The sequence below is a fragment of the Streptomyces sp. NBC_00096 genome (genome assembly GCF_045041305.1).
Classification (GTDB): Bacteria; Actinomycetota; Actinomycetes; order Streptomycetales; family Streptomycetaceae; genus Streptomyces.
Genome location: NZ_CP108221.1, coordinates 5005494 through 5028177, shown reverse-complemented (window position 1 = coordinate 5028177; position 22684 = coordinate 5005494). Strand labels below are relative to the sequence as shown.

Sequence of the window (22684 nt, the reverse complement as noted above, 5' to 3'; positions counted from 1 at the left end):
GGTGGGAGGGGGCAGGCGGCGGGTGGTCAGCCCGTGCTCGCGAGGGCGTCAGCCCTTGGTCGCGCCTGCCGTCATCCCGGCGACGAGGTGACGCTGGGCGAAGAGGAAGAAGAACGCCGCGGGGATGGCGATGAGGACGGAGGCCGCGCTCATGGCACCCCAGTTGGAGGTGTACTGGGTGACGAAGGTCTGCAGGCCACCGGCGAGCGTGAGGTGCTCGTCGCCGACCATGAAGGCGGAGGCGTACGCGACTTCGCCCCAGGCGGTGATGAAGGCGTAGAAGCCGGTGACGGCGAGGCCGGGCTTGGCCAGCGGGAGGATGAGGCGCCAGAAGGTGCCGAAGGGGTTGAGTCCGTCGACGCGGCCGGATTCGTCGATCTCGACGGGGATGGTGTCGAAGAAGCCCTTCATCATCCAGGCGCAGAACGGCACGGCGATGGTGAGGTAGGTGATCACCAGGCCGAGCGGCTGGTTGAGCAGCCCGAGCTGTCCCATGAGGTTGTAGAGCGGGACGATGAGGATGGCCATCGGGAACATCTGCGTGATGAGCAGGGTCCACATCAGCGGCTTCATTCCGGGGAACTTGAAGCGGCTGACGGCGTATCCGGTGGTGGCGGCGATGAACACGCCGAGGACGGTGGTGATGCCGGCGACCAGGACGGAGTTGCCGAACCAGGAGAGGAAGGAGGTCGACTCCACCAGGTAGCGGTAGTTGTCGAGGGTCGGTTCCTTCACGAAGTCCGTGGTGATGGCGTGCTTGGCGGGCTTGAGGGAGGTCAGCAGGACCCACAGCACCGGGAAGACGGCGATCACGGACGCGACGATCAGGGTGCCGTGCAGGCCTGCGGAGGCGAGCGGGGAGCGCTTGCCGCGCGGGCGGGCCCCGGTCGCCGTGGAGGCCGCGGTCTTGGCGGTCGTGGTCTTGGCGGGCTCGGCCGGGGAGTCCGCCGTCTTGGAGGTCGTCGTCACGGTCACCACACCTCTCCCTGCTTGCGCAGCGAGCGCCGGTAGACCAGCGCGAAGATCATGAGCAGCAGGAGGATCAGTACGCCCCACGTCGCCGAGCCGGCGAAGTCGCGCGGGCTGGACACGAACGCCTCGCGGAAGGCCTGGGTCACCAGGATCTCCGTGGAGTCGCCCGGTCCGCCCCGGGTGAGCAGGAAGATCACCGGGAACATGTTGAAGGTCCAGATGGTGGAGAGCAGGATCACGGTCATGCTGACGGTGCGCAGCCCCGGCAGGGTGATGTGGCGGAACCGCTGCCAGGGTCCGGCCCCGTCCATCTCGGCGGCCTCGTAGAGCTCGCCGGGGATCGACTGCATTCCGCCGAGCAGGGCGACCATCATGAAGGGGACGCCGAGCCAGACGTTGACGGCGATGACGGCGACCTTGGCCCAGGTGGGGTCGTCGAGCCACGGGACGGCGGTGATGCCGCCGCCCTCAAGGATCTTGTTGAGGATGCCGTTGTCGCGGTTGAAGAGGAACCGCCAGGCGAAGACGGAGACGAATCCGGGGACGGCCCAGGGCAGGATGAGCGCCATCCGGTAGGCGGCGCGGCCCCTGAACTCGCGGTTGAGCACGGTGGCGAGGGCGAGGCCGAGCGCGAAGGTGATCGACACGCAGGCGACGGTCCACACCACCGTCCACACCAGCCGCTGCAGGAACACCGGGTCGGCGAGGACGGCGGCGTAGTTGTCGAGCCCGACGAACTTGTACGTCGCCTCGATGTGGTTGGCGCCGATCGTGCGGCCGACGTTGCGCTCGGTGGCGTCGGTCAGCGACAGGTAGACGCCGCGGACGAGCGGCCAGCCGATGATCACGCCGAGCACGAGCACCACGGGGGTGACCATGGCCCAGGCGTACCAGTGGGTGGCCAGCGCCCGCCTCAGCCCGGGACGGTTCCTGCTGTCAGTCCTGCGGCTGGGGCCGCGGGCGGCGCGGTCGGCGTCAGGACCGACCTCGCTGCCCGCGGCCTTCGCCACCGACTGGCTGGTGTGAGCAGCCATCTTTTCGCTACTTCCAACCCTTGAGGATCTTGCGGAATTCGACGCCGGACGCCTTGGCCGCGTCCTCCGGGGTCGAGGTCCCGGTGATCGCCTTGGTGTACTCGACCTTGAGCGGCTCGAAGAGGGATCCGTTCTCCGGGATCCAGGCGCGCTCGACGGCCTTGTCCACGGCCGGCTTGAAGAACTGCACCATCTCGTTGGACTTCACGTCGGGCTGCTCGTAGGCGGCGGTCCGGGTGGGGAGCAGGCTCAGCTCCTTGGTGGACTGCACCTGGACCTCCTGGGAGGTCATGTAGTCGACGAAGGCCTGCGCGGCGGGGATGTTCTTGGAGCCCGCGTAGACGGCGAGGTCGTGGCCGCCCTGCGGGGCGCCGGCCTTGACGGAGCCGGCCGGGACGGCGGCGATGCCGAGGTTGGCCTTGTCCTTGAACTGGTCGCCGGCGTAGCTGTCGGCCACCGCCCACGGGCCGTTGATCATCATCGCGACCTCGCCCGACTTGAAGGCGGTCTGCATGTTGGTCCAGCCGTCGGTGGCGTTGGTGATCGCCGCACCCGAGGTGACCAGGTCGCGGGCGGTCTTGAAGGCCTTGACGCCCGCCGCGTTGTCCACGGTGACGGTCTTGGTCTTCGCGTCGACGAGGTCGCCGCCCTCTCCGTAGATGAGCGGGAGGAACCAGTAGGAGTCGTCGCCGCGCAGGTAGAGGCCGGCCTTGCCGCTCTTGGCCTTGATCGCGGCGGAGGCGGTCTTCAGCTCCTCCAGCGTCTTGGGGGGCTGGACGCCGGCGTCGGCGAGCATCTTCTTGTTGTAGAAGAGGCCGAGGGAGTCGATGACCTGCGGGACGGCGTAGGTCTTGCCCTCGTACTTGCCGCTGGCCGCGGCCTGGGGCAGGAACTCGGCGTCGACCTTCTTGGCCGTGCCTGCCGGGACCTCGGCGAGGTAGCCGAGGGAGGCGAAGTCGGCGACCCAGCCCACGTCGGAGCGGATGACGTCGGGGGCCTCGGAGCCGCTGCTGAAGGCGTTCTTGACCTTGTTCTGGGCGTCGCCGTACGGGACGTTGACGTACTTGACGGTCACCTTGGGGTGCTTGGCGGTGAACGCCTCGGCGAGCTTCTGGAAGGACGCCTTCTCGGCGTCGTTCGAGGTGTCCCACCACGTGACCGTGCCGGAGAGCTCCCCGTCGGCCTTGGCGCCGTCGCTGCCGTCCTTGGTGTCACCGCCGCAAGCCGTCGCCGCGAGCGCCAGAGCCGCGACCAGCGCGGTGGCCGCTATGCCACGCCGCATATGAACTCCTTCGATGATCCCGGCCGCGCCTCGCGGTCCCGAGTTGCCGAGAACGTAACAAGCCTGAAAGCCGACCGAAAGAGCTTGCGGCAATTTTCTGCAAGAGACTCTGATCGTTACATCCGTGTGTCCGTACGGTTGCCGCGGCTTGCTGTTAGTTCGAACCGTCTTCGACCGCCCGGGCCCGCAACCAGGGGGTGTGTACGCGCGTTGACCCGATATGACCCACGAGTTGACCGCCTCCCGGCTTGCAAGCGCTTCCAGCAATGCCGTGTCCAGCGGCGGCTGGTGGCGCGATGCCGTCATCTACCAGGTGTACGTGCGCTCCTTCGCCGACAGCGACGGCGACGGCGTCGGGGACCTGCGCGGGGTCCGCGAACGCCTCCCCCACCTGGCCCGGCTCGGCGTCGACGCGGTGTGGCTGACCCCCTTCTACGTCTCCCCGCAGGCCGACGGCGGCTACGACGTCGCCGACTACCGGACCGTCGACCCGCTCTTCGGGGACCTCTCCGACGCCGACGACCTCGTCCGCGCCGCCCACGAGCTGGGCCTGCGGGTGATCGTGGACGTGGTGCCGAACCACACCTCCGAGCGGCACGCCTGGTTCCTGGAGGCGCTGGCCGGTGCGCCGGGGGTCCGGGAGCGGGCCCGGGAGCGCTACCACTTCCACCCGGGACGGGGGCCTGCCGGGGAGCTCCCGCCCAACGACTGGGAGTCGGTCTTCGGCGGGCCCGCCTGGAGCCGGACCCCCGACGGCGCCTGGTACCTGCACCTCTTCGCCCCCGAGCAGCCGGACCTGAACTGGGAGAACCCCGAGGTCGCCGAGGAGTTCGCCTCCGTCCTGCGCTTCTGGCTCGACATCGGGGTCGACGGCTTCCGCGTGGACGTGGCCCACGGCATGATCAAGGCCCCGGGGCTGCCGGACATCGGCCGCGGCGCCCAGGCCACCCTCATCGGCACCGAGCCGCTCCCCTTCTTCGACCAGGACGGCGTCCACGCGATCCACCGCACGTGGCGGCGGCTGCTCGATTCCTACGGGGGCCAGCGCATCGGGGTCGCCGAGGCCTGGGCCCCCACCTCCGAGCGGCTCGCGCTGTACGTCCGCCCCGACGAACTGCACCAGGCCTTCAACTTCCGCTTCCTGAACTGCCCGTGGGACGCCGGAGCGATGCGGGCCGTCGTCGACGAGTCGCTGGCCGCCACCGCCTCGGTGGGCGCCCCGACGACGTGGGTGCTGTCCAACCACGACGTGGTGCGTCACCGCACGCGCTACGGCAGCCTGGCGAGGGCGCGGGCGGCCGCGCTGCTGATGCTGGCGCTGCCCGGGTCGGCGTACGTCTACCAGGGCGAGGAGCTCGGCCTGCCCGAGGTCACCGACCTCCCCGACGCCGTCCGCCAGGACCCGGCGTTCCGCCGCGGGCGCCGCGCGCCGGACACCGGGGCCACGACCACCGCCGGGGCCGGGGCCACGGCCGCCGCCGGGGCTGGAGCCGGGGCCGGTGCCAGCGCCGGGGCCGGGGCCCCGGCCGGGGCCAGTGCCGAGGCCGGGGCCGGGGCCGGGGCCGGGGCCAGTACCGGGGCCGGGGCCGAGGCGGCCGGGCAGGAGGGGCTGCGCGACGGCTGCCGGGTGCCGATCCCCTGGTCGGGACAGGAGCCCCCGTACGACTTCGGGCCGGCCGGGAGCTGGCTCCCCCAGCCCGACGGCTGGGCCGGGCTCAGCGTGGCCGCGCAGACCGGCGATCCGCACTCCACCCTGGAGCTCTACCGCGCCGCCCTGGAGCTGCGCCGCGCCCTGCCGGGCCTCGGGGCGCCGGAGGCGGGCGCGGCCGGGGCCGCCTCCGCCACCTCCGACGCGGCCACCCCCGGCGCCTCCACCCCCGACGCGGCCACCCCCGACACCACCGGAGGTACCGGCATGCAGTGGCTGCCCGCGCCCGAGGGGGTGCTCCTCTTCACCCGGCCCGGGTTCGCCTGCACCCTCAACACCCGGCCCACCGTGCTCGAACTCCCCTCGCCCGGCCGCCCCGTACTCTCCAGCGCTCCGGTCGAGACGGACGGGCGGACCGTCCGCCTTCCCCCGGATTCGTGCACCTGGTGGGCTTTGTAGCGTGCGACCGGTACAGTCCAATCCCGTGACCGCACGGCTAGCCGACATCGCAGCCCAGGCGGGGGTCAGCGAAGCCACAGTCAGCCGCGTGCTCAACGGCAAGCCCGGTGTGGCCGCAGGCACCCGCGAATCCGTGCTGGCCGCCCTCGACGTGCTCGGCTACGAACGCCCCGTACGGCTGCGCCAGCGCAGCGCGGGACTCGTCGGCCTGATAACTCCCGAGCTGGACAACCCCATCTTCCCGGCGCTCGCCCAGGTCATCGGCCAGGCGCTGACCCGGCAGGGGTACACGCCGGTGCTGGCCACGCAGACGCCCGGCGGGTCCACCGAGGACGAGCTGACGGAGATGCTGGTCGACCGCGGGGTCTCCGGGATCATCTTCGTCTCCGGACTGCACGCGGACACCACGGCCGACATGGGCCGCTACGACCAACTCCGCGGCCAGGGCGTCCCGTACGTCCTCATCAACGGCTTCTCCGACAAGGTGCAGGCCCCCTTCGTCTCCCCCGACGACCGGGCCGCGATGCAGCTCGCCGTGACCCACCTGACCGCGCTCGGGCACACCCGGATCGGGCTGGCCGTCGGACCCAAGCGGTTCGTGCCGGTGGTCCGCAAGATCGAGGGCTTCCGGCTGGGCATGAAGGAGCGGCTCGGGCTCGGCGAGGACGAGGTCGAGGAGCTCATCCAGCACTCCCTCTACACGCTGGAGGGCGGCCAGGCCGCCGCGGCCGCGCTCATCTCCCGGGGCTGCACGGCGGTGGTGTGCGCGAGCGACATGATGGCGCTCGGCGCGATCCGGGCCGCGCGGCAGCAGGGGCTCCGGGTCCCGCAGGACGTGTCGGTCGTGGGCTTCGACGACTCCCCGCTCATAGCGTTCACCGATCCGCCGCTGACCACCATCCGGCAGCCCGTGCAGGCCATGGGGCAGGCCGCGGTGCGGACGCTGCTGGAGGAGATCGGCGGTACGCCGGCGCCGCACAGCGAGTTCGTTTTCCTGCCCGAGCTGGTGGTCCGCGGTTCGACCGCTTCGGGCCCGCAGCAGGGCCGGGGCCCCGCGCGCCCCTGAGGTCCGGGCCCCCGGTTTCCCCTAGGGACACAAGGGATCGGGTCGTCCTGAAGGCGGAGAGGCTGCGCCCAAGACAGTCCCAGGGGATGATCGAGGGCGAGAACGCATCTGGCAGACTCTTTTCCTATGGGTGAAGCGAGCGTGAAGACACTGGATACCCGGACGGACGTCTCGTCACCCCCCGTGACCGAGGGCCTGGACCGCCCGGCGCCCACGGCGCCCGGGCCGTCCCTGCTCGCCCGGCTGCGGATGGCCCGGCGGCCCCGGCTCTGGTTCGAGATCCTGCTCATCGTGGTCAGCTACTGGACGTACTCGCTGATCCGCAACGCCGTGCCCGAGCAGAAGGCGGCCGCCCTGGCGAACGCCGACTGGATCTGGAAGACGGAGCACGCCCTCGGCATCGCCGTGGAGCAGAGCGTCAACCACGCCGTGAACTCGGTGACGTGGCTGGTGGTGGGCATGAACTACTACTACGCCACGCTCCACTTCATCATGACCATCGGCGTCCTGGTCTGGATCTACCGCTTTCATCCGGGGCGCTACGCGGCGACGCGGCTGGTCCTCTTCGCCACCACGGGCGTCGCCCTGCTCGGCTACTACTTCTACCCGCTCGCGCCGCCCCGGCTGATGAACGGGCAGAGCTTCGTCGACACCGTGCTGGTCCACCACACCTGGGGCTCCATGGCCTCGGGCAACCTCAAGCACATGTCGAACCAGTACGCGGCCATGCCGTCCATGCACATAGGGTGGTCGCTCTGGTGCGGGCTGACGATCTTCGCGGTCGCCTCCGCCCCCTGGGCCCGGATCCTGGGCCTGCTCTACCCCGCGGCGACGCTGATCGTGATCGTGTCCACCGCCAACCACTTCTGGCTCGACGCCGTCGGCGGCATGCTCTGCCTGGCCTTCGGCTACACCGTCTCCCGTGCCTGGTACGGGTCCCTCCCGCACCGGCTGCCGCGCCGGCCGGAGGAGACCGGCCGCCACCCGGTGGCGGCGGCCGTGCTCAACCGCTTCCGGCGCTGAGCCGCTGAGCGTGAGGCCCGCGGGCCTCACCCCGCCCGGTGCGTGATCCGGCCCCCCGACATCGTGAGGCGGACCGGAGCCCCGGCCAGCTCGTCCGCCGGGGCCTCCACGGGGTCCACGCCGAAGGCCGTCAGGTCCGCCCGGAAACCGGCCGCGATCCGGCCCGCGAGCGCCCCTTCCCCCGCCGCGAGCGCGGCGTGCGAGGTCATGCCCTCCAGGGCCATCAGTCCGGTCAGGGCCGCCCCGGTCCAGGCCCCCGTACCGGCCGAGGCCGCGCCGCGCGGGCTGCGGGCGTCCGCCAGCACCTGGCGGGCGTCGTAGTGGGCGATGGGCCAGTCCGAGCCGAGGGCGAGCACCGCGCCCGCTTCGCGCAGGTCCCGGCAGCGCCAGGCGTGGCCGGCCCGCTCCTCCCCCAGCCGCTTGGACCACTCGTCGCTGTGGTCGGCCCGGGTGTACGCGGTGTGCGGCGGCTGCATCGAGGCGATCACCCCGAGCTCCGCGAACCGGGGCAGCTGGTCGTCCGGGACCGTCTCGATGTGCTCGATCCGGTGCCGCATCCGGGCCCGCTCGCCGAGTGCGGCCACCGTGTCCAGGACGTGCCGGACCGCCGCGTCGCCGATGGCGTGGGTCGCGGTGCGCACCCCTGCCGCGTCGAGGACCCCCACGGCGTGGGCGTATGCCCGCGGGTCGGGCCAGAAGGCGTCCGTACCCTGGCCGTGGCAGTCGGCGTGCTCCAGCCAGGCGGTGCCGCCCTCGACGGTGCCGTCCATGAAGAACTTCACCCCGCCGACCCGCCAGTGGCGGCCCGCGAGCCGCTGGGCCGCGATCAGCCCGCCCAGGTCCTCCGCGGTGGCGCCCGGCATGCACCAGGGCGACAGGTTCAGCCGCAGCGCCAGGTCCCCCTCGTACTCCGCGGTCGCGAGCAGGGCCGGTACGTCCCCGTCCCCGAGGTCCATGACGTGGGCGCCGGTCAGGCCGGTGGCGGCCATGTCGGCGAGGAGCCGGGTGAGGCGTCCCCGGCGTTCGGCGTACGCGGGCTTCGGCGCGAGGGAGCCGACCAGGTCCATCGCCGCTTGCTCGATCAGGTGGCCGGTGGGCCGCCCGGCGGCGTCGCAGACGATCTCGGAGCGCTGGGCGAAGGTGCGCGGTCCGGTGATCCCGGCGGCGGCCAGGGCCGCGCCGGAGGCGAGGGCGGAGTGGCCGTCGTAGAGGCGCAGGAAGGCGGGGGCGCCGGCGAGGGCCTCCTCGACCAGTGCCTTGTCCACGGGGCGGCCGCCGAAGGCATTGTGGTCGAGGCCGAAGCCGGTGACCCAGCCGCCGGGGCCCCGCCCGGCGGTGCGCAGAGCGGCGCGGAGCTGGTCGAGGTCGCCGACGGCGGAGAGGTCCGTACCGGTGGCCATCTCGATGCCCCAGACCGGGTGGTTGTGGGCATCGGTGAGGCCGGGGGTGAGGGTGGCGCCGGCGAGGTCGACGGTTTCCGTGCCGGGACCGCGCCAGTCGCGGACGTCCGCCTCTTCGCCGACGGCGACGATCTCGCCGCCGAGGACGGCTACCGCGCGGGCCTCGGGGCGGGCGGGGTCGAGGGTGCGGACTCGGGCTCCGGTGAGGACGGTGTCGGCAGCGGGCACGGCGGTTCTTCTCCTTGCGGGTGGGTTTGGGGATGGGTTTGCGGGTCGGCTTGCGCCTGGAGCTGCGCGTCGGCTCGCGGGTTCGCGGGCTCCTCGGCGAACCGGGCGTAGACCTCGGGTCTGCGGGTCTTCAGCCGCTGGGCGAGGACGAGCCCGGCCAGGAACACGGCGGGGACGAGGGCCACGAGGAGGGTGTTGACGGTGGTGGAGGCCATGGTGAACAGGCCCACCTTGGAGACGACCAGGCAGATCGCGACGGCCAGCAGCACGGCGGCGGTCACGGGCGCGACCAGGGTCCGCCAGGGGCCTTCACCGTGCCGGACGCGGCGGAAGTAGACGGGTACGGCGATGGCGGCGAGCAGCATCAGGGCCATGAGCCCGATCATGCCCGGGGTGTTCACCCAGAGCAGGAGCTGCTGGTACGGGTCGGCTCCGGCGAGCGCGAAGCCGAGGACGATGACGGCGCCGAGGACGGTCTGGGCGAGGCCCGCGAGGTACGGGGAGCCGTGGCGCGGGTGGATCCGGCCGAGGGCGGCGGGCAGGACGCCTTCTTCGGCGAGGGCGAGTGCGTACCGGTTGATGGCGTTGTGGAAGGCCAGGAGGGAGGCGATGACGCTGGTGACGATGAAGACGTGCATCAGGTCGGCCGCCCAGGGGCCGACGTAGGTGGTGATGGCGGTGAAGAAGAGCCCGGCGGGGTCCTCGGTGGCCGCGGTGATCACCTCCCCGGAGCCGAAGGCCTGGATGACGGTCCAGACGATGAAGGCGTAGAAGAGGCCGAGGAAGGCGACGGCGATGTAGGTGGCGCGCGGGATGGTCCGGTCGGGGTCGCGGGCCTCGCGGCGGTAGATGACGGTGGACTCGAAGCCGGTGAAGGCGGCGAAGGCGAAGGCCAGGACGGCGGCGGTGCCGGGGACGAGCACCGCGCCGGGGGCGAAGGATCCGGCGGAGAGGCCGTGGGCGCCGCCCTCGAGGAGGACGCCCGCGGCGAGCAGGACGAGTATTCCGGTTTCGGCGACGAGCAGGACGCCGAGCAGCTTGGCGCCGAAGTCGATGGAGCGGAAGCCGCCGTACCAGACGAGGCCGAGGCCGGCGAGGGAGACGGGCAGCCAGGGGACGTCGAGGCCGGCCAGGGAGCGGGCGGTGTCGGCGGTGGTGGTGCCGAGGAGGCCGTAGACGCCGATCTCCATGCCGTTGTAGCCGACGAGGGCGAGCAGGGCGGCGCCGATGCCGACGCGCTTGCCGAGGCCCCGGGCGATGTACGCGTAGAAGGCTCCGGCGCTGCGGACGTGGCGGCTCATGGTGGTGAAGCCGACGGCGAAGACCGCGAGGGTGAGGCCCGCGAGGAGGTATCCGGCGGGTGCGCCGATGCCGCCGAGCAGGATCGCGACGGGCGCGACGCCTGCCATGACGGTGAGCGGGGCGGCGGCGGAGACGACGAAGAAGGAGATGTCGGCCGTGCCGAGCGCTCCGTGGCGCAGGTCGGTACGGGGTCTCGACGGGTCCGGCGGCTTCGGCGGCTCGGGCGTTTCGGGCATGCGGGAGCACCCTTCTGCGGACGGCGGGCGGCAGTGATGGGGACGGGACGGGGACGGGGACGCGAAAACCTAAAGGCTTTCGGTTTGCGGCAATGTAGCCTCCGGTTTTGGCGTACGGGAAGACCTGACGGCGGGAGAAATACGATGGCGCGGCCGCGCACCCCCTTGCTCGACCGGGAGCGGATCGGTGCGACCGGCTTGCAACTGCTGGCGGAGCAGGGTGAGTTCAGTGTTCCGCAGATCGCCCGGGCGCTCGGGGTGCAGACCGGGTCGCTGTATCACCACGTGGACGGCCGGGCCGGAGTGATCGAGCTGATCCGGGAACGGGTGTGCGCCCTGATCGACGGCGGGGCCCTGGCCGCCGAGCCCTGGGACGGCGCCCTGGAGGCCTGGGCGCGCTCCTACCGGGCCGCCTTCGCCGCCTATCCGCGCGCCATCCCCCTGCTGATGACCACCCCGGTACGGGCGCCCGCGGTGCTGGCGCAGTACGAGCAGGCGGTGGCGCTGCTGCTGCGGGCCGGCTTCCCCGCGGAGCGGGTGATGCCGCTGCTGACGGGGCTGGAGAACCTGGTCCTGGGCTCGGCCCTGGACCTCGCGGCCCCGGACGCCATGTGGGAGCCGACCCCGCAGACCCCGCTGCTGGCGCGGGCGCTGGCCGCGACGCCGGGCCCGGGCCGCGCGGAGGCCGCCTTCGAGGTGGGCCTGGCGGCGTTCCTGGCCCACGCCCGGACCCTGCGGGGCGGGGGCGGGGGCGGGAACGCGGGCGCGGCGGAGGCGGAGGCGGAGGCGGAGGCGGAGGCGGGCTAGCGGAGCACCGCCTCGCCCTCCTGCGCCCGGCCCGCCTCCTTCGCCCGGTCGTACGCCTCGCGCGCCTGCTGCACCGCATCCATGCGCAGGCCGGTCCAGCGGGCGAGGGCGCGGACCTGTTCGGCGGCCTCGCGGCCCAGCGGGGTGAGCGAATAGTCGACGCGGGGCGGGATGACGGGCTTGGCGTCGCGGCGCACGAAACCGTCGCGCTCCAGCGTCTGGAGGGTCTGGGCCAGCATCTTCTCGCTGACGTTGGCGACCCTGCCGACCTCCCGGCGCAGTTCGCTGAACCGGTACGACCGGTCGAGCAGCGCGTCCAGCGCGAGGACTCCCCAGCGGCTGGTGACGTGCTCCAGGACGAGCCGGTGCGGGCACATGGCCTCGGCCCGGGCCCATTTGTCGCTTACTCCCATGCCAGTACCTTACTTCAAAGTGGGTACTGTCGTTTGGTTAGTGCCCGCCGTACGGTGAGTGCACAAGCCCGGAAACGGGGAGCAAGGAAGCAAGACCAGGGAGTCGTTCACCATGAGCATCGTCGTCACCGGAGCCACCGGAGCCCTCGGCCGTCTCGTCATCGACGAGCTGCTCGCCAAGGGGGTCCCCGCCGGGGAGATCGCCGCCGTCGTCCGCGACGAGGAGAAGGCCGCCCCGCTCGCCGCGCTGGGCATCGAACTGCGCATCGCCGACTACAGCGTCCCCGGGACGCTCGCCGGCGCCTTCCGCTCAGGCGACCGGGTGCTGATGATCTCCGGCAGCGAGGTCGGCCGCCGGGTGCCCCAGCACGCCGCCGTGATCGACGCGGCGAAGGAGGCCGGGGTGGCGCAGTTCGCCTACACCGGCATCCTGGGCGGGCCGGAAGCGGACTTCGAGCTGGCCGCCGAGCACCGGGCGACCGAGGAGCTGATCCTCGCCTCGGGTCTGCCGCACACCTTCCTGCGCAACGGCTGGTACACCGAGAACCACACCGGCAACCTGGCCCCGGTGCTCGCGCACGGGGCGGTCCTCTCCAACGCCGGCGAGGGCCGGGTGGCCTCGGCGGCGCGGGCCGACTACGCGGCTGCGGCCGCTGCCGTGGTGACCGGGGAGGGCCACCTCGGCAAGGCGTACGAGCTGAGCGGCGACGTGGCCTGGTCCTTCGCGGAGTACGCGGCGGCGGTGGCGGCGGCCTCCGGGCGCGAGATCGCGTACAACCCGGTGACCCCGGAGGCCCACCTCGCCGTCCTGACCGGCGCGGGGGTCCCGGCCCCGTTCGCCGAGATCCTGGTCGACGTGGACCTGGCCGTCGGGCGCGGCCGCCTGGCGGGCACCTCCGGTGACCTGGCCCGGCTGATCGGTCGCGCCACGACGCCGATGGAGCGGACGGTCGCGGAGGCCGTGGCCGCCGTACCGAGCGCGGGCTGATACCTGCGCGGCTCCGGGCGACCGGGGTCGGGCTGGGGTCTGGCCCGGGTCCGGCCCAGGTCCCTACGGCTCCGCGCGACGACCCGGGTCCCCTACGGCTCGAGGTGGCCGAATCCGACCTCGAAGCGTTCGACCGAGACGATCCGCTGGCCTTCCCGCTGCGCCGTTTCCTCGCGGATCTGCGCACCGCGGTCCTCGCTCTCGCGCATGGTCCGCTCGTCCTCCCACAGGGTCAGCGACATGGCCCTGCCCGAGGCCCGGTCGACGAGGTAGTACACGCCCCGGAAGCCGGGAACGTCCCGGACCCGCTGGACGATCGCCTCCGAGCTCGCGGCGACGTCTCCGGTCGCGGGAACAGGTGATCCCTGGTAGGTGCTCAGTCTCGCGAACATCTCCCGCAGTCCTTCCCTCGGGTCCCGCTTCGGTCTTCGGTCACTACGGTCACTTCGACCCAGGACCAGCGTCCTCCGGCAGATCACGCGCCGCATGCCGGGCGGCGCGACAATGATGGGGAGGGGGAAAGGAACGCGTCTGCCGTTGCGGAGAGGCGGGACCTCGTGGTGGCGTACATAGCCGTGACCGCCCTGAGTCATGTCGGGCTGGTCCGCGAGCACAACGAGGACAGCCTCGTCATCGGACCGTGGACGCTGTGCGGGACCACGACCCGGAGCCCCCAGACCCTCCTGTTCCCCCTCGGCAGACCGCTCGTCGTCGCGGTGGCCGACGGGCTCGGGGGCCAGCCGGCCGGGGAGGTCGCCAGTGAGCTCGTCGTCCGCCGGCTCGCCCTGCTCGGCCCCTCGCTGGACGGCGCCCTGGCCGTCGAGGACGCGCTGAACCTCTGCAACCGCGCGGTGCACTCGGCCGCCGACGGCCGTCCGGACCTGACCGCCATGGGGACCACGGTGGCCGGCGTCCTCGTGCTGGAGGATTCGCTGCTGTCGTTCAACGTCGGCGACAGCAAGGTCTTCCACGTGACGGCCGGCGGACTGCGCCAGGTCAGCGTGGACGACAGCCCTCCACCGGAGCCGGGGCGGCGTACGACGTCGGTCGTCACGCAGACGCTCGGCGGCAGCCGCGCCGAGCACGTCCTCACCCCCCATGTGGTGAACCTCCCGCTGTCCACGGGCGACCGCTACCTGCTGTGCAGCGACGGGCTGACCGACCCGGTGCCCGAGGAGGCCATCGACGAGGTACTGCGGGTCCACGAGGACAGCAAGGCGGCGTACGAGCTGTGGAAGGCCGCCATCGAGGCCGGGGGCCCCGACAACATCACCCTCGCGCTGGTCCGCATCGGCGCGTGAAAACGCCCTCTTGACCGTCCGCCGATCCGCGGACACGATCTGCTCGCAAGCTCCGCACGCACATTCCAGCGAACTCGACAGAGAGATGGACATGGGCTTACCGAGCGATCATTCGGCATCGACACCATCCAGCCGGCGCGCATTCCTGGGCCGCGCCGCCGGAGCGGGGGCGGGGATCATCGCCGTCGCGGCTGCCGGGACCCTGGTGGGAACCTCATCCGCCACGGCCGCCCCTACCGGCACACAGGCCGATCAGAACAACTGGCGCTTCTGTCAGAAGTGCTACGTGATGTTCTTCTGGGGCTATTCGGGCGACGGCGTCTGCCCGGCCGGAGGTGCGCACGGCGCCCAGGGCTACAACTTCGTCCTGCCCCATGACGTTGCCGAGACGTCCACGGCGCAGAAGAACTGGCGCTTCTGTCAGAAGTGTTACGCGATGTTCTTCTGGGGCTATTCGGGCGACGGCGTCTGCCCGGCCGGAGGTGCGCACGGCGCCCAGGGCTACAACTTCGTCCTGCCGCACGACATTTCCGAAACCCCGACCCGGCAGCGGAGCTGGCGCTTCTGCCAGAAGTGCTACTCGATGTACTTCTGGGGTTATTCGGGCGACGGCGTCTGCGCCTCGTTCGGTGCGCACAGCGCCCAGGGGTACAACTTCGCTCTCCCCCACACGTAGGCCGCCGGGCCGTGAGGGCCGGATCGACCCGTTGGTGACGGGCGATCCGGTCCCTGGGCGGTGGCGGTGGTACCGCTGGTGCCGGAGGTGCCGGACCGCCGGGGGGCCACCGCGCTCCCGCTGCCACCGCTTCCCCTCGCTACGCCCCGTAGAACAGCTCGTCCACCACGCCCCGCGCGCGGCGGGTGATGCGGCGGTAGTCGTCCAGCATTTCGCCGACCCGGCCCTCCTGGTAGCCCAGGTAGCGCCCGATCGCGGCCAGTTCGCGGGCGTCGGAGGGGAAGGTGTCGCCGGCGCGGCCGCGGACCAGCATCACGGCGTTGCGGACCCGGGTGGCCAGTACCCAGGCCTCGTCCAGGATCTGCGCCTCCTCGGTCGGGATCAGACCGGCCGCGTGGGCGGCGGCGAGGGCCTGGCGGGTCCGGGTCGTGCGCAGGCCCGGTTCGGCCCAGGCGTGCCGCATCTGGATCAGCTGGACGGTCCATTCGACGTCGCTGAGGCCACCGCGGCCGAGTTTGGTGTGCAGGGTCGGGTCGGCCCCCCGGGGCAGCCGCTCGGACTCCATCCGGGCCTTCAGCCGCCGGATCTCGCGGACGGCGTCCTCGTGGAGGCCTTCCACCGGGTAGCGCAGCGGGTCGATCAGGTCGATGAAGCGGCGGCCGAGGTCGATGTCCCCGGCGACCGGTTCGGCGCGCAGCAGGGCCTGGGACTCCCAGGTCAGTGACCAGCGGCGGTAGTAGGCGGCGTAGGAGGACAGCGTACGGACCAGCGGGCCGGAGCGGCCTTCGGGGCGCAGGTCGGCGTCGATGAGCAGCGGCGGGTCGGCGGTGGGGAGTTGGAGGAGCCGGCGCATCTCGGCGATGACGGCCTGGGCGGCCTTGGCCGCTTCCTGTTCGTCGACGCCCTCGCGCGGCTCGTGGACGAACAGGACGTCGGCGTCGGAGCCGTAGCCGAGCTCGTGGCCGCCGAACCGGCCGACGCCGATGATCGCGAAGCGGGTGGGCAGGGTGTCGCCCCAGTGGTCCTGGACGGCGGCGCGCAGGGCTCCGGCGATGGTGGCGGCGGTGAGGTCGGAGACGGCGTCGCCGACCCGGTCGACCAGGGCTCCGTGGTCCTCCTCGGCCGGGCTGTCCTCCGTACCGTAGGAGCCGATGATGTCGGCGGCGGTGGTACGGAACAGCTCGCGCCGGCGCACCCCGCGGGCGGCGGCGACGCCCGCTTCGGCGCTGTCGGCGCGGCCGACGGCGGCGAGCACCTCCTGCTCCAGGGCTTCGTGGGTACGGGGCTGCAGTCCTTCGGGGTCGCCGAGCAGGGCGACGGCTTCGGGGGCGCGCATCAGCAGGTCGGGGGCGAGGCGCCCGGCGGACAGGACGCGGGCGAGGTTCTCCGCGGCGGCGCCCTCGTCGCGCAGCAGGCGCAGGTACCAGGGGGTCTTGCCGAGGGCGTCGGAGACCTTGCGGAAGCCGAGGAGTCCGGCGTCCGGGTCGGCGGAGTCGGCGAACCAGCCGAGGAGGACGGGCAGCAGGGTGCGCTGGATGGCGGCCTTGCGGGTGACTCCGGAGGCGAGGGCTTCGAGGTGGCGCAGGGCCGCGGCCGGGTCGGCGTAACCGAGGGCTTCGAGGCGCTGGCCGGCGGCGCGTGGGGAGAGCCGGGTCTCGCCGGGGGCGAGCTGGGCGACGGCGTCGAGGAGCGGGCGGTAGAAGAGCTTCTCGTGCAGGCGGCGGACGACGGAGGCGTGCCGGCGCCAGGCCTTGTTGAGCTCGGCGACGGGTTCGGTGCGCAGGCCCATGGAGCGGCCCAGGCGCCGCAGGTCGGCCTCGTCCTCGGGGACGAGGTGGGTGCGGCGCAGCCGGTAGAGCTGGATGCGGTGCTCCATGGCGCGCAGGAAGCGGTACGCGTCGTGCAGCTGGGCGGCGTCGGCGCGCCCGACGTACCCGCCGGCGGCCAGCGCGTGCAGGGCGTCGAGGGTGGTGCCGGAGTGCAGGGTGGCGTCGGAGCGGCCGTGGACGAGCTGGAGGAGCTGGACGGCGAACTCGACGTCGCGCAGGCCGCCGGGGCCGAGTTTGAGTTCGCGGTCGACCTGGGCGGCGGGGATGTTGTCGACGACCCGGCGGCGCATCTTCTGGACGTCGGCGACGAAGTTCTCGCGTTCGGCGGCCTGCCAGACGAGGGGAGTTATGGCGTTGATGTACTCGGCGCCGAGTGCCTCGTCGCCGGCGACGGCGCGGGCCTTGAGGAGGGCCTGGAACTCCCAGGTCTTGGCCCAGCGCTGGTAGTAGGCGAGGTGGGAGGCGAGGGTGCGGACGAGCGGACCGTTTCTGCCTTCGGGGCGGAGGTTGGCGTCGACGGGCCAGATGGTGCCTTCGACGGTGGTCTCGGAGCAGATCCGCATGAGGTGGGAGGCGAGGCGGGCGGCGGCCTGGACGGCCTTGCCCTCGTCCGCGCCGGGGGCCGCGTCCCCGACGAAGATGACGTCGACGTCGGAGACGTAGTTCAGTTCGTTGCCGCCGCACTTGCCCATGGCGATGACGGCGAGCCGGCAGACGGCCGCGTCCGCGGGGGCGGCGGCGATCGCGATGCGCAGGGCCGCGCGGAGGGTGGCGGTGGCGAGGTCGGCGAGTTCGGCGGCGGTCTGGGCCACGTCGATGGTGGCGCAGACGTCGCGGGCGGCGATGGAGAGCAGGCAGCGGCGGTAGGCGATGCGCAGGGTGACGGGGTCGTCGGCGCCGGCCAGGCCGCGTTCGAACTCGGGGAGCCCGGGGTGCAGATCGGCGGCTTCGTAGGTGACGAGGGCCTGCCAGTCGCTGGGGTGGCGGGCGAGGTGGTCGCCGAGTGCCTCGGAGGCGCCGAGGACGCCGAGGAGGCGGTCGCGCAGTGGTTTGGCGCTGACGAGGGTGTCGAGGAGTACGGGCAGTTCCTCGGGGGTCTGGGCCTCGGCGAGCCGGACCAGCCCGAGGAGGGCGAGGTCGGGGTCGGCGGTGGCTCCGAGGGCGTCGAGCAGCACCGGATCGGTGCGTACGGCGGCCAGCGCGTCGGTGTCGAGCAGCCTGGCGGCGGCGGAGGGGTCGGTGAATCCGCTGCGCAGCAGTCGGCTGAAGGTACTGCTCCTGCGTCCCGGGACTGTCATCCCGTCGCCTCCCGCGTACGTCGGCTGTCGGTGCCTCTGCCCTGGCCGGGCGGTTCGCGGGAGCCGTGGTCCCCGGGAGCCGTGGTCCCCGGGGCTCGTTCCCCGGGAGCCGTGGTCCCCGGGGCCGGTGGTCCCCGGGAGCCGTGGTCGTCGGGTCCCGGTGCGGTCCGTGATCGCCCGGGGAGAGCCTAGCCGGAGCGGCCGTTCGACTCACCGACACGTACGACGGGACGGATTGTCATACTTCTTGCAGAATGTGGCGAGATGGTGTGATGGGGTTCGCTCCCCGCCGACCGGCCAGGAGGAGTCCCGATGCCCGACCGCGCTTCCCGCCCCCGCCGCGGCAGGGCCGCCGAGGCGGTCGGGTTCCGTACCGCGACCGCAGCCGTCACGGCGACCGCCGCCACCGCCGTGCTCCTGCTGGCGGGCAGTGCCGGGCCCGGCGGTCCGTCCGCCGCCGCGCCCTCCGGCGGCGGGGCGGTGGGGGCCGCCGCCGCGCCCGCGGATCCGCCGGACCCCGGCCGGGTGCTCCAGATCGTGGCGCACCCCGACGACGACCTCTACTTCATGAACCCGGACCTGCGGTACTCCATAGCCGCGGGCCGTCCCGTCACCTCGGTGTACCTCACCTCCGGCGAAGCCGACGGCGTGAACGCCGGCGCCGCCGAGGAGGCCACCACCCCGCCCGACAAGGCCGCGTACGCGGACCGTCCCGACAGCCTCCACGGGCTCTGGGACGGCAGGGTCCCGCGTCTGGAGTCGATGTTCGCCTCGGGCAGTCCGGTCAGACAGGGGTTCACGTACACGAAGGACCAGGTCGTCCGGACCCTGGTCGGCATCCTGGAGCGGTACGGGCCGACCACCGTCCGCTCCCAGGACCCGACGCCCGGGCGGTTCCCCGACACCAAGCGGTACACGGACCACCAGGACCACTTCTACGGCGCCCGCTTCGTCCAGGTGGCGCTCGGCGCGTACGCGCGGGACGTCAAGGACCGGCCGCACTTCGCGGTGCAGAACTACCTCGGCTATTTCAACGGTTCGCTTCCCGGCGTGCTCGACCCGGGCGAGGCCGGGGAGAAGCTCGACGTCCTGGACACGTACGCGTGGACGGACCGGAGCGACCACTGCGGCAGCGCCGCGGGCTGCGGCGACCTGAAGGTCGCCGACCATCCGGCCGGCAACCACTGGAGCTCGTCCATCAACTACGCGCGCGGCACCAGCACCTCCTGGCTGGCCTCCGACGCGCAGTACGGCCTGTGGGCGTTCAAGGTGCTCGACGGGCGGCTCGCCGTCTGGCACCGGGCCGGGCTGCTCGGTGCCTGGAGCGGCCCCCGGCTGCTGCCCGACGCCCCCGGCACCCTCATGGACCAGGGGATCTCCACCGTCACCCTGGGGGACGGGCGGATCGCCGTCTTCGGCACGCGCACCTCCTTCGGCGCCGGGCCCGGGGACTACCGGCGCGAGGTCGTCCACGCCGTGCAGAAGGGCCCCGGCTCGGAGGAGTTCGGGGACTGGGCGGTGCTCGGCACCCCGGAGACCTCCGACGAGGACTGGACCTCCGACATCAGCGCCCCCGCGGTGGCCCTCGACGGCTCCGGGCAGCTCGCGGTCTACGTGCGCGACGGCTCGTACACCCTGCGCGGGCGGGTGCGGTCGGCGGACGGCGGCTGGGGTCCGTGGGAGAAGTACGGCGGCGCCGATCTGCACGGCAGCCCGGCCGCCGGGACCGACAGCGCCGGACGGCGCATCGTCCTGGCCGCCACGGCCAGGTCCGTACTGGGCTGGGCGCAGCCGGAGGCGGGCGCGCCGCTCGGCCCGGCCACGGAGACCGGGCTGCCGGAGACCGCGCTCCCGATCACGGCGCAGGGCCGCGGGAACGGCGTACGGCTGTGGCTGCGCAAGCCGGGCTCGGGCAATGTCCGTACCGCCCTGGTGACGGCCGACGGCGGGCTGAAGGCGAGCGGGCTCACCGATGTCGGCGGGCTGTCGGGCTTCGGCGCGGTGACGGCGAGCGGCCACCTGCTGGCCGGGCGGACCTCGGGCGGCCGGCTGGGGGCGGACGTCGGATGGGGCCGGGTGTGGGAGCGGGCGCCGCTGATGTTCGTCGGGGCGCCCTCGTCGACGATGACCGGCACGAGCACGGTGAGCCTGGCGGTGCTGGGGCTGGACGCGCGACTGTACGTGACCTCGGCGGCGGACGCGCCGGACGCGCACCTGGCTCCGTGGCAGCCGGTGGGGCCGCCGGGCACCGCTCCTTAGCCCGCCCGGAGACCGCCATAGATCTCCGCAATCCACTCGACTCGGCAGGAATCAATCAACGCCCCCCACGGGGGCGTTTTTTGCTGCCCTCTGCCGGACTGTCAGCGTCCGCTTAGCGATCACATATGCGCATTTAAACCGCACAAGATGCAATCCCGAGCGGTCGTTTCCGGAAATCAGAAGTCATCGGCGAGCCCGGTGAACCAACTTGCCCGGATTGACCTCTCACTGATCGACCGACAGCACCACGCGGTTCTTCCTGCCGGAACGACTCCAAGGCGTAACCGATGCCCGTTTCCCGCCGACGCTTCCTCCTCGCGACCGTGCTCCCGATGCTCACCATCGGGGTCACCGGCGCGCTCGCGGTCGCCTCCGGTCAGCAGACCGCGGCCGAGGCCGACTCGGGCACCGACTCCTCGACCGCGTTCCCGGCGAGCACCACCTCGGGATCGGTCGTCCAGATCGTCGCCCACCCGGACGACGACCTGTTCTTCATGAACCCCGACCTCAGCCGCTCCCTGCTGGCCGGCACCCCGCTCACCACCCTCTACCTCACCTCCGGCGAGGCCGACGGCCGCAACGAGGCCAACGGCGGCGCGGCCAAGGACCCCCAGCAGCCCGCCGACCGGGCAAAGTACGCGGAGGCCCGGCAGAACGGCATTCGCTCCGCCTACGCGCAGATGGCCACCGGCAACCGCGCCGGCGCGTGGCAGCGTACGGTCATACCCACCGCGGGCGGCGGCCAGGCCGAGGTCGACGTCCTCGTGGCGAAGCCCCACATCAACCTGGTCTGGCTGCAGATGCGCGAGGCCCGCGCGCCCGTCGCCGACACCCCCGACAGCCTGCACGGGCTGTGGGACGGCCGGATACCGGCGCTGGTCCCCCAGCTCGCCACGGGCACGCCCGTCAAGCAGTCGTTCACCTACACCAAGGACCAGGTCATAGCCGCGGTGTCCGGGATCCTGGAGCGGTACAAGCCGACGACGATACGGATGCAGGACCCGACGCCGGGACGGTACGCCGACACCGGCAAGTACACCGACCACCAGGACCACATGTACGGGGCGCGGTTCGCGCAGGCCGCGGCCGCTTCGTACGCCGGCCGGGTCCCGGTCGGGCAGCGGCCCCGCTTCACCGTCCAGAACTACCTCGGCTACCACAACGGCACCCTGCCGCACGCGCTGGACCCGCAGACGGCCGAGACGAAGATCGGCTTCCTCAAGACGTACGCGTGGCACGACAAGCAGAACTACTGCGGCTCGCCCTCCGGTTGCGGCGACCGCAAGGTGGCGGGCAGCCCCACCGGCCACAACTGGGCCCAGTCGCTGCGCTACGCGCGTGCCGACAACTCCTCCTGGCTGGTGCAGGGCACGACCGGCCGGCTGTACGCCTTCGCCGCCCTCGACGGCCAGATGGCCGTCTGGAACCGCGGGGCCGGCACCGGCGCCGGCGCCGCCTGGCAGGGCCCGGTCCTGCTTCCGGGCACCGGCATCGACCCGGGTGCGAGCACCGTCCGCCTCCCCGACGGGCGCGTCGCCGTACTCGCCACCCGCACCGTCCTGGGCGTACACCCGCAGGACTACCGGCGCGAGATCGTCTACGCCGCCCAGTCCGAGCCCGGCGGTCCGTTCGGGGCGTGGGTCGCGCTCGGCACCCCGGAGACCAACGACGAGAGCGGCACCTCCGCGATCAGCTCGCCCTCGGCGGCCGCGGACGCGGGCGGCCTGCTGACCGTGTACGTCCGCGACTCCCGCCGCACGCTGCGCGCCCGCGTGCAGCAGCCCTCCGGCGACTTCACCGGCTGGCAGCAGCTGGGCGGCGCGGACCTGCAGAGCGACCCGGTGACGGCCACCGACTCCGCCGGGCGGCGCCACGTCTACGCCGCCACCACCCAGTCGGTGGTCGCCTGGATCCAGCCCGCCCCGGGAGCCCCGCTGGCCGGGCCGTTCCCGACCGGGCTACCGGCCACCACCGTCCCCCTCACGGCGGCCCCGGAGGCGGCGGGGGTCCGGCTCTACTTCCGGCGCCCCGACTCGGGTGTCGTGCGCACCGCCCTGGTCACGGCGGGGGCCGGCGCCGCGAAGCCGGCGGTCTCCAGCGTCACGGAGGCCGGCGGCCGGGCGGGCTACGGCGCGGTCGGCGTCGCGGGCCGCCTCATCTCGGGCCGCGCCGACTCGGGCACCGTCAGCACCACGGGCCTCGGCGGCCCGCCGGCGTGGACGGAGTCCGGGATGCTCTACGCGGGCGCCCCGGCGGGCACCCAGGAACCGGGCGGCGCGACGACGACGGCGGTCCTGGGCCTGGACGCCGAACTCCACGTCACCACCACCCTCCCCACCCCCACCCGCACCACCTGGCACCGAGCGGTTCCGCAGGCATAGCCGACCGCGGTGGATGCATTAGCCATTGCTAACGACTGCCCTGCGCGGCGCCCCGGAACGGCCCCGGACCCGCTGAAATCAG

At 72.7% G+C, this 22684-nt stretch carries 17 protein-coding genes; 9 read left to right on the top strand and 8 right to left on the bottom strand.

What is annotated here, in order from left to right:
- Positions 1-48 precede the first annotated feature (48 nt).
- The 3 genes from OG904_RS22195 to OG904_RS22185 all read right to left on the bottom strand — a co-directional run bounded on the left by OG904_RS22195 (position 49) and on the right by OG904_RS22185 (position 3288).
- Positions 49-840 (bottom strand): sugar ABC transporter permease, encoded by a 792-nt coding sequence (locus OG904_RS22195; RefSeq protein WP_405498187.1) that lies wholly within the window; start codon positions 838-840, stop codon positions 49-51.
- Positions 841-971: 131 nt separating this feature from the next.
- Positions 972-2006 carry a carbohydrate ABC transporter permease gene (locus OG904_RS22190; RefSeq protein ID WP_405493584.1) on the bottom strand — a complete coding sequence of 345 codons (1035 nt, stop codon included), beginning with the start codon at positions 2004-2006 and terminating at the stop codon, positions 972-974.
- Between the two features lie 7 nt (positions 2007-2013).
- The gene (locus OG904_RS22185) at positions 2014-3288 is read right to left on the bottom strand and encodes an extracellular solute-binding protein (protein ID WP_405493582.1); all 1275 of its coding nucleotides are present in this window, start codon (positions 3286-3288) and stop codon (positions 2014-2016) included.
- Between the two features lie 220 nt (positions 3289-3508).
- On the opposite strand from OG904_RS22185, the gene OG904_RS22180 reads away from it, so the two are divergent.
- The 3 genes from OG904_RS22180 (at position 3509) to OG904_RS22170 (ending at position 7484) form a co-directional block, all read left to right on the top strand.
- Positions 3509-5395: a glycoside hydrolase family 13 protein gene (locus OG904_RS22180; protein ID WP_405493580.1), complete on the top strand. Its 1887-nt coding sequence runs from the start codon at positions 3509-3511 to the stop codon at positions 5393-5395.
- A 25-nt stretch (positions 5396-5420) separates the two neighbouring features.
- Positions 5421-6461, top strand: a complete 1041-nt coding sequence (locus OG904_RS22175) for a LacI family DNA-binding transcriptional regulator (RefSeq protein ID WP_405493578.1) — start codon at positions 5421-5423, stop codon at positions 6459-6461.
- A 126-nt stretch (positions 6462-6587) separates the two neighbouring features.
- A complete protein-coding gene (locus tag OG904_RS22170) occupies positions 6588-7484 on the top strand; it encodes a phosphatase PAP2 family protein (RefSeq protein WP_405493576.1) in 897 nt (298 codons plus the stop codon).
- A 26-nt stretch (positions 7485-7510) separates the two neighbouring features.
- Here the strand turns inward: OG904_RS22170 and OG904_RS22165 are convergent, their stop codons facing one another.
- The gene (locus OG904_RS22165) at positions 7511-9112 is read right to left on the bottom strand and encodes an amidohydrolase (RefSeq protein ID WP_405493574.1); all 1602 of its coding nucleotides are present in this window, start codon (positions 9110-9112) and stop codon (positions 7511-7513) included.
- Positions 9034-10650: an amino acid permease gene (locus tag OG904_RS22160; RefSeq protein ID WP_405493572.1), complete on the bottom strand. Its 1617-nt coding sequence runs from the start codon at positions 10648-10650 to the stop codon at positions 9034-9036. Before OG904_RS22160 ends, OG904_RS22165 begins: the two co-directional genes overlap by 79 nt.
- Before the next feature lie 144 nt (positions 10651-10794).
- Here OG904_RS22160 and OG904_RS22155 point away from each other — a divergent pair, with 144 nt between their 5' ends.
- Complete coding sequence (locus tag OG904_RS22155; protein WP_405493570.1) at positions 10795-11457, top strand: TetR/AcrR family transcriptional regulator; 663 nt, start codon at positions 10795-10797, stop codon at positions 11455-11457.
- On the opposite strand, the gene OG904_RS22150 is transcribed toward OG904_RS22155, so the two are convergent.
- Entirely contained in the window at positions 11454-11870 is a 417-nt protein-coding gene (locus OG904_RS22150; RefSeq protein ID WP_405493568.1) for a winged helix-turn-helix transcriptional regulator, read from the bottom strand. The two genes, OG904_RS22155 and OG904_RS22150, sit on opposite strands and share 4 nt — an antisense overlap.
- A gap of 112 nt (positions 11871-11982) precedes the next feature.
- Between OG904_RS22150 and OG904_RS22145 the strand changes: the two genes are divergently transcribed.
- Positions 11983-12858, top strand: coding sequence for an SDR family oxidoreductase (locus tag OG904_RS22145; protein ID WP_405493566.1), 876 nt, complete (start codon positions 11983-11985; stop codon positions 12856-12858).
- A gap of 92 nt (positions 12859-12950) precedes the next feature.
- Here OG904_RS22145 and OG904_RS22140 read toward each other — a convergent pair whose 3' ends face one another.
- Positions 12951-13250, bottom strand: coding sequence for a hypothetical protein (locus OG904_RS22140; RefSeq protein WP_405493564.1), 300 nt, complete (start codon positions 13248-13250; stop codon positions 12951-12953).
- A 168-nt stretch (positions 13251-13418) separates the two neighbouring features.
- Between OG904_RS22140 and OG904_RS22135 the strand changes: the two genes are divergently transcribed.
- Entirely contained in the window at positions 13419-14159 is a 741-nt protein-coding gene (locus OG904_RS22135; protein WP_405498185.1) for a PP2C family protein-serine/threonine phosphatase, read from the top strand.
- Between the two features lie 10 nt (positions 14160-14169).
- Positions 14170-14835 (top strand): hypothetical protein, encoded by a 666-nt coding sequence (locus tag OG904_RS22130; RefSeq protein WP_405493562.1) that lies wholly within the window; start codon positions 14170-14172, stop codon positions 14833-14835.
- 139 nt (positions 14836-14974) lie between these two features.
- On the opposite strand, the gene OG904_RS22125 is transcribed toward OG904_RS22130, so the two are convergent.
- On the bottom strand, positions 14975-17962 hold the full coding sequence (locus OG904_RS22125) for a bifunctional [glutamine synthetase] adenylyltransferase/[glutamine synthetase]-adenylyl-L-tyrosine phosphorylase (RefSeq protein WP_405493560.1): 2988 nt from the start codon (positions 17960-17962) through the stop codon (positions 14975-14977).
- A 312-nt stretch (positions 17963-18274) separates the two neighbouring features.
- Here OG904_RS22125 and OG904_RS22120 point away from each other — a divergent pair, with 312 nt between their 5' ends.
- Both OG904_RS22120 and OG904_RS22115 read left to right on the top strand, forming a co-directional pair.
- Positions 18275-20221, top strand: a complete 1947-nt coding sequence (locus tag OG904_RS22120) for a PIG-L family deacetylase (RefSeq protein WP_405493558.1) — start codon at positions 18275-18277, stop codon at positions 20219-20221.
- 287 nt (positions 20222-20508) lie between these two features.
- A complete protein-coding gene (locus tag OG904_RS22115; protein WP_405493556.1) occupies positions 20509-22602 on the top strand; it encodes a PIG-L family deacetylase in 2094 nt (697 codons plus the stop codon).
- Positions 22603-22684 lie beyond the last annotated feature (82 nt).

Coding starts and splice junctions, on each gene's coding strand:
- OG904_RS22180 (WP_405493580.1), top strand. CDS start 3,509: ATGACCCACGAGTTGACCGCCTCCCGGCTTGCAAGCGCTTCCAGCAAT.
- OG904_RS22140 (WP_405493564.1), bottom strand. CDS start 13,250: ATGTTCGCGAGACTGAGCACCTACCAGGGATCACCTGTTCCCGCGACC.
- OG904_RS22150 (WP_405493568.1), bottom strand. CDS start 11,870: ATGGGAGTAAGCGACAAATGGGCCCGGGCCGAGGCCATGTGCCCGCAC.
- OG904_RS22145 (WP_405493566.1), top strand. CDS start 11,983: ATGAGCATCGTCGTCACCGGAGCCACCGGAGCCCTCGGCCGTCTCGTC.
- OG904_RS22155 (WP_405493570.1), top strand. CDS start 10,795: ATGGCGCGGCCGCGCACCCCCTTGCTCGACCGGGAGCGGATCGGTGCG.
- OG904_RS22160 (WP_405493572.1), bottom strand. CDS start 10,650: ATGCCCGAAACGCCCGAGCCGCCGAAGCCGCCGGACCCGTCGAGACCC.
- OG904_RS22190 (WP_405493584.1), bottom strand. CDS start 2,006: ATGGCTGCTCACACCAGCCAGTCGGTGGCGAAGGCCGCGGGCAGCGAG.
- OG904_RS22170 (WP_405493576.1), top strand. CDS start 6,588: ATGGGTGAAGCGAGCGTGAAGACACTGGATACCCGGACGGACGTCTCG.
- OG904_RS22125 (WP_405493560.1), bottom strand. CDS start 17,962: ATGACAGTCCCGGGACGCAGGAGCAGTACCTTCAGCCGACTGCTGCGC.
- OG904_RS22115 (WP_405493556.1), top strand. CDS start 20,509: ATGCCCGTTTCCCGCCGACGCTTCCTCCTCGCGACCGTGCTCCCGATG.
- OG904_RS22185 (WP_405493582.1), bottom strand. CDS start 3,288: ATGCGGCGTGGCATAGCGGCCACCGCGCTGGTCGCGGCTCTGGCGCTC.
- OG904_RS22120 (WP_405493558.1), top strand. CDS start 18,275: ATGCCCGACCGCGCTTCCCGCCCCCGCCGCGGCAGGGCCGCCGAGGCG.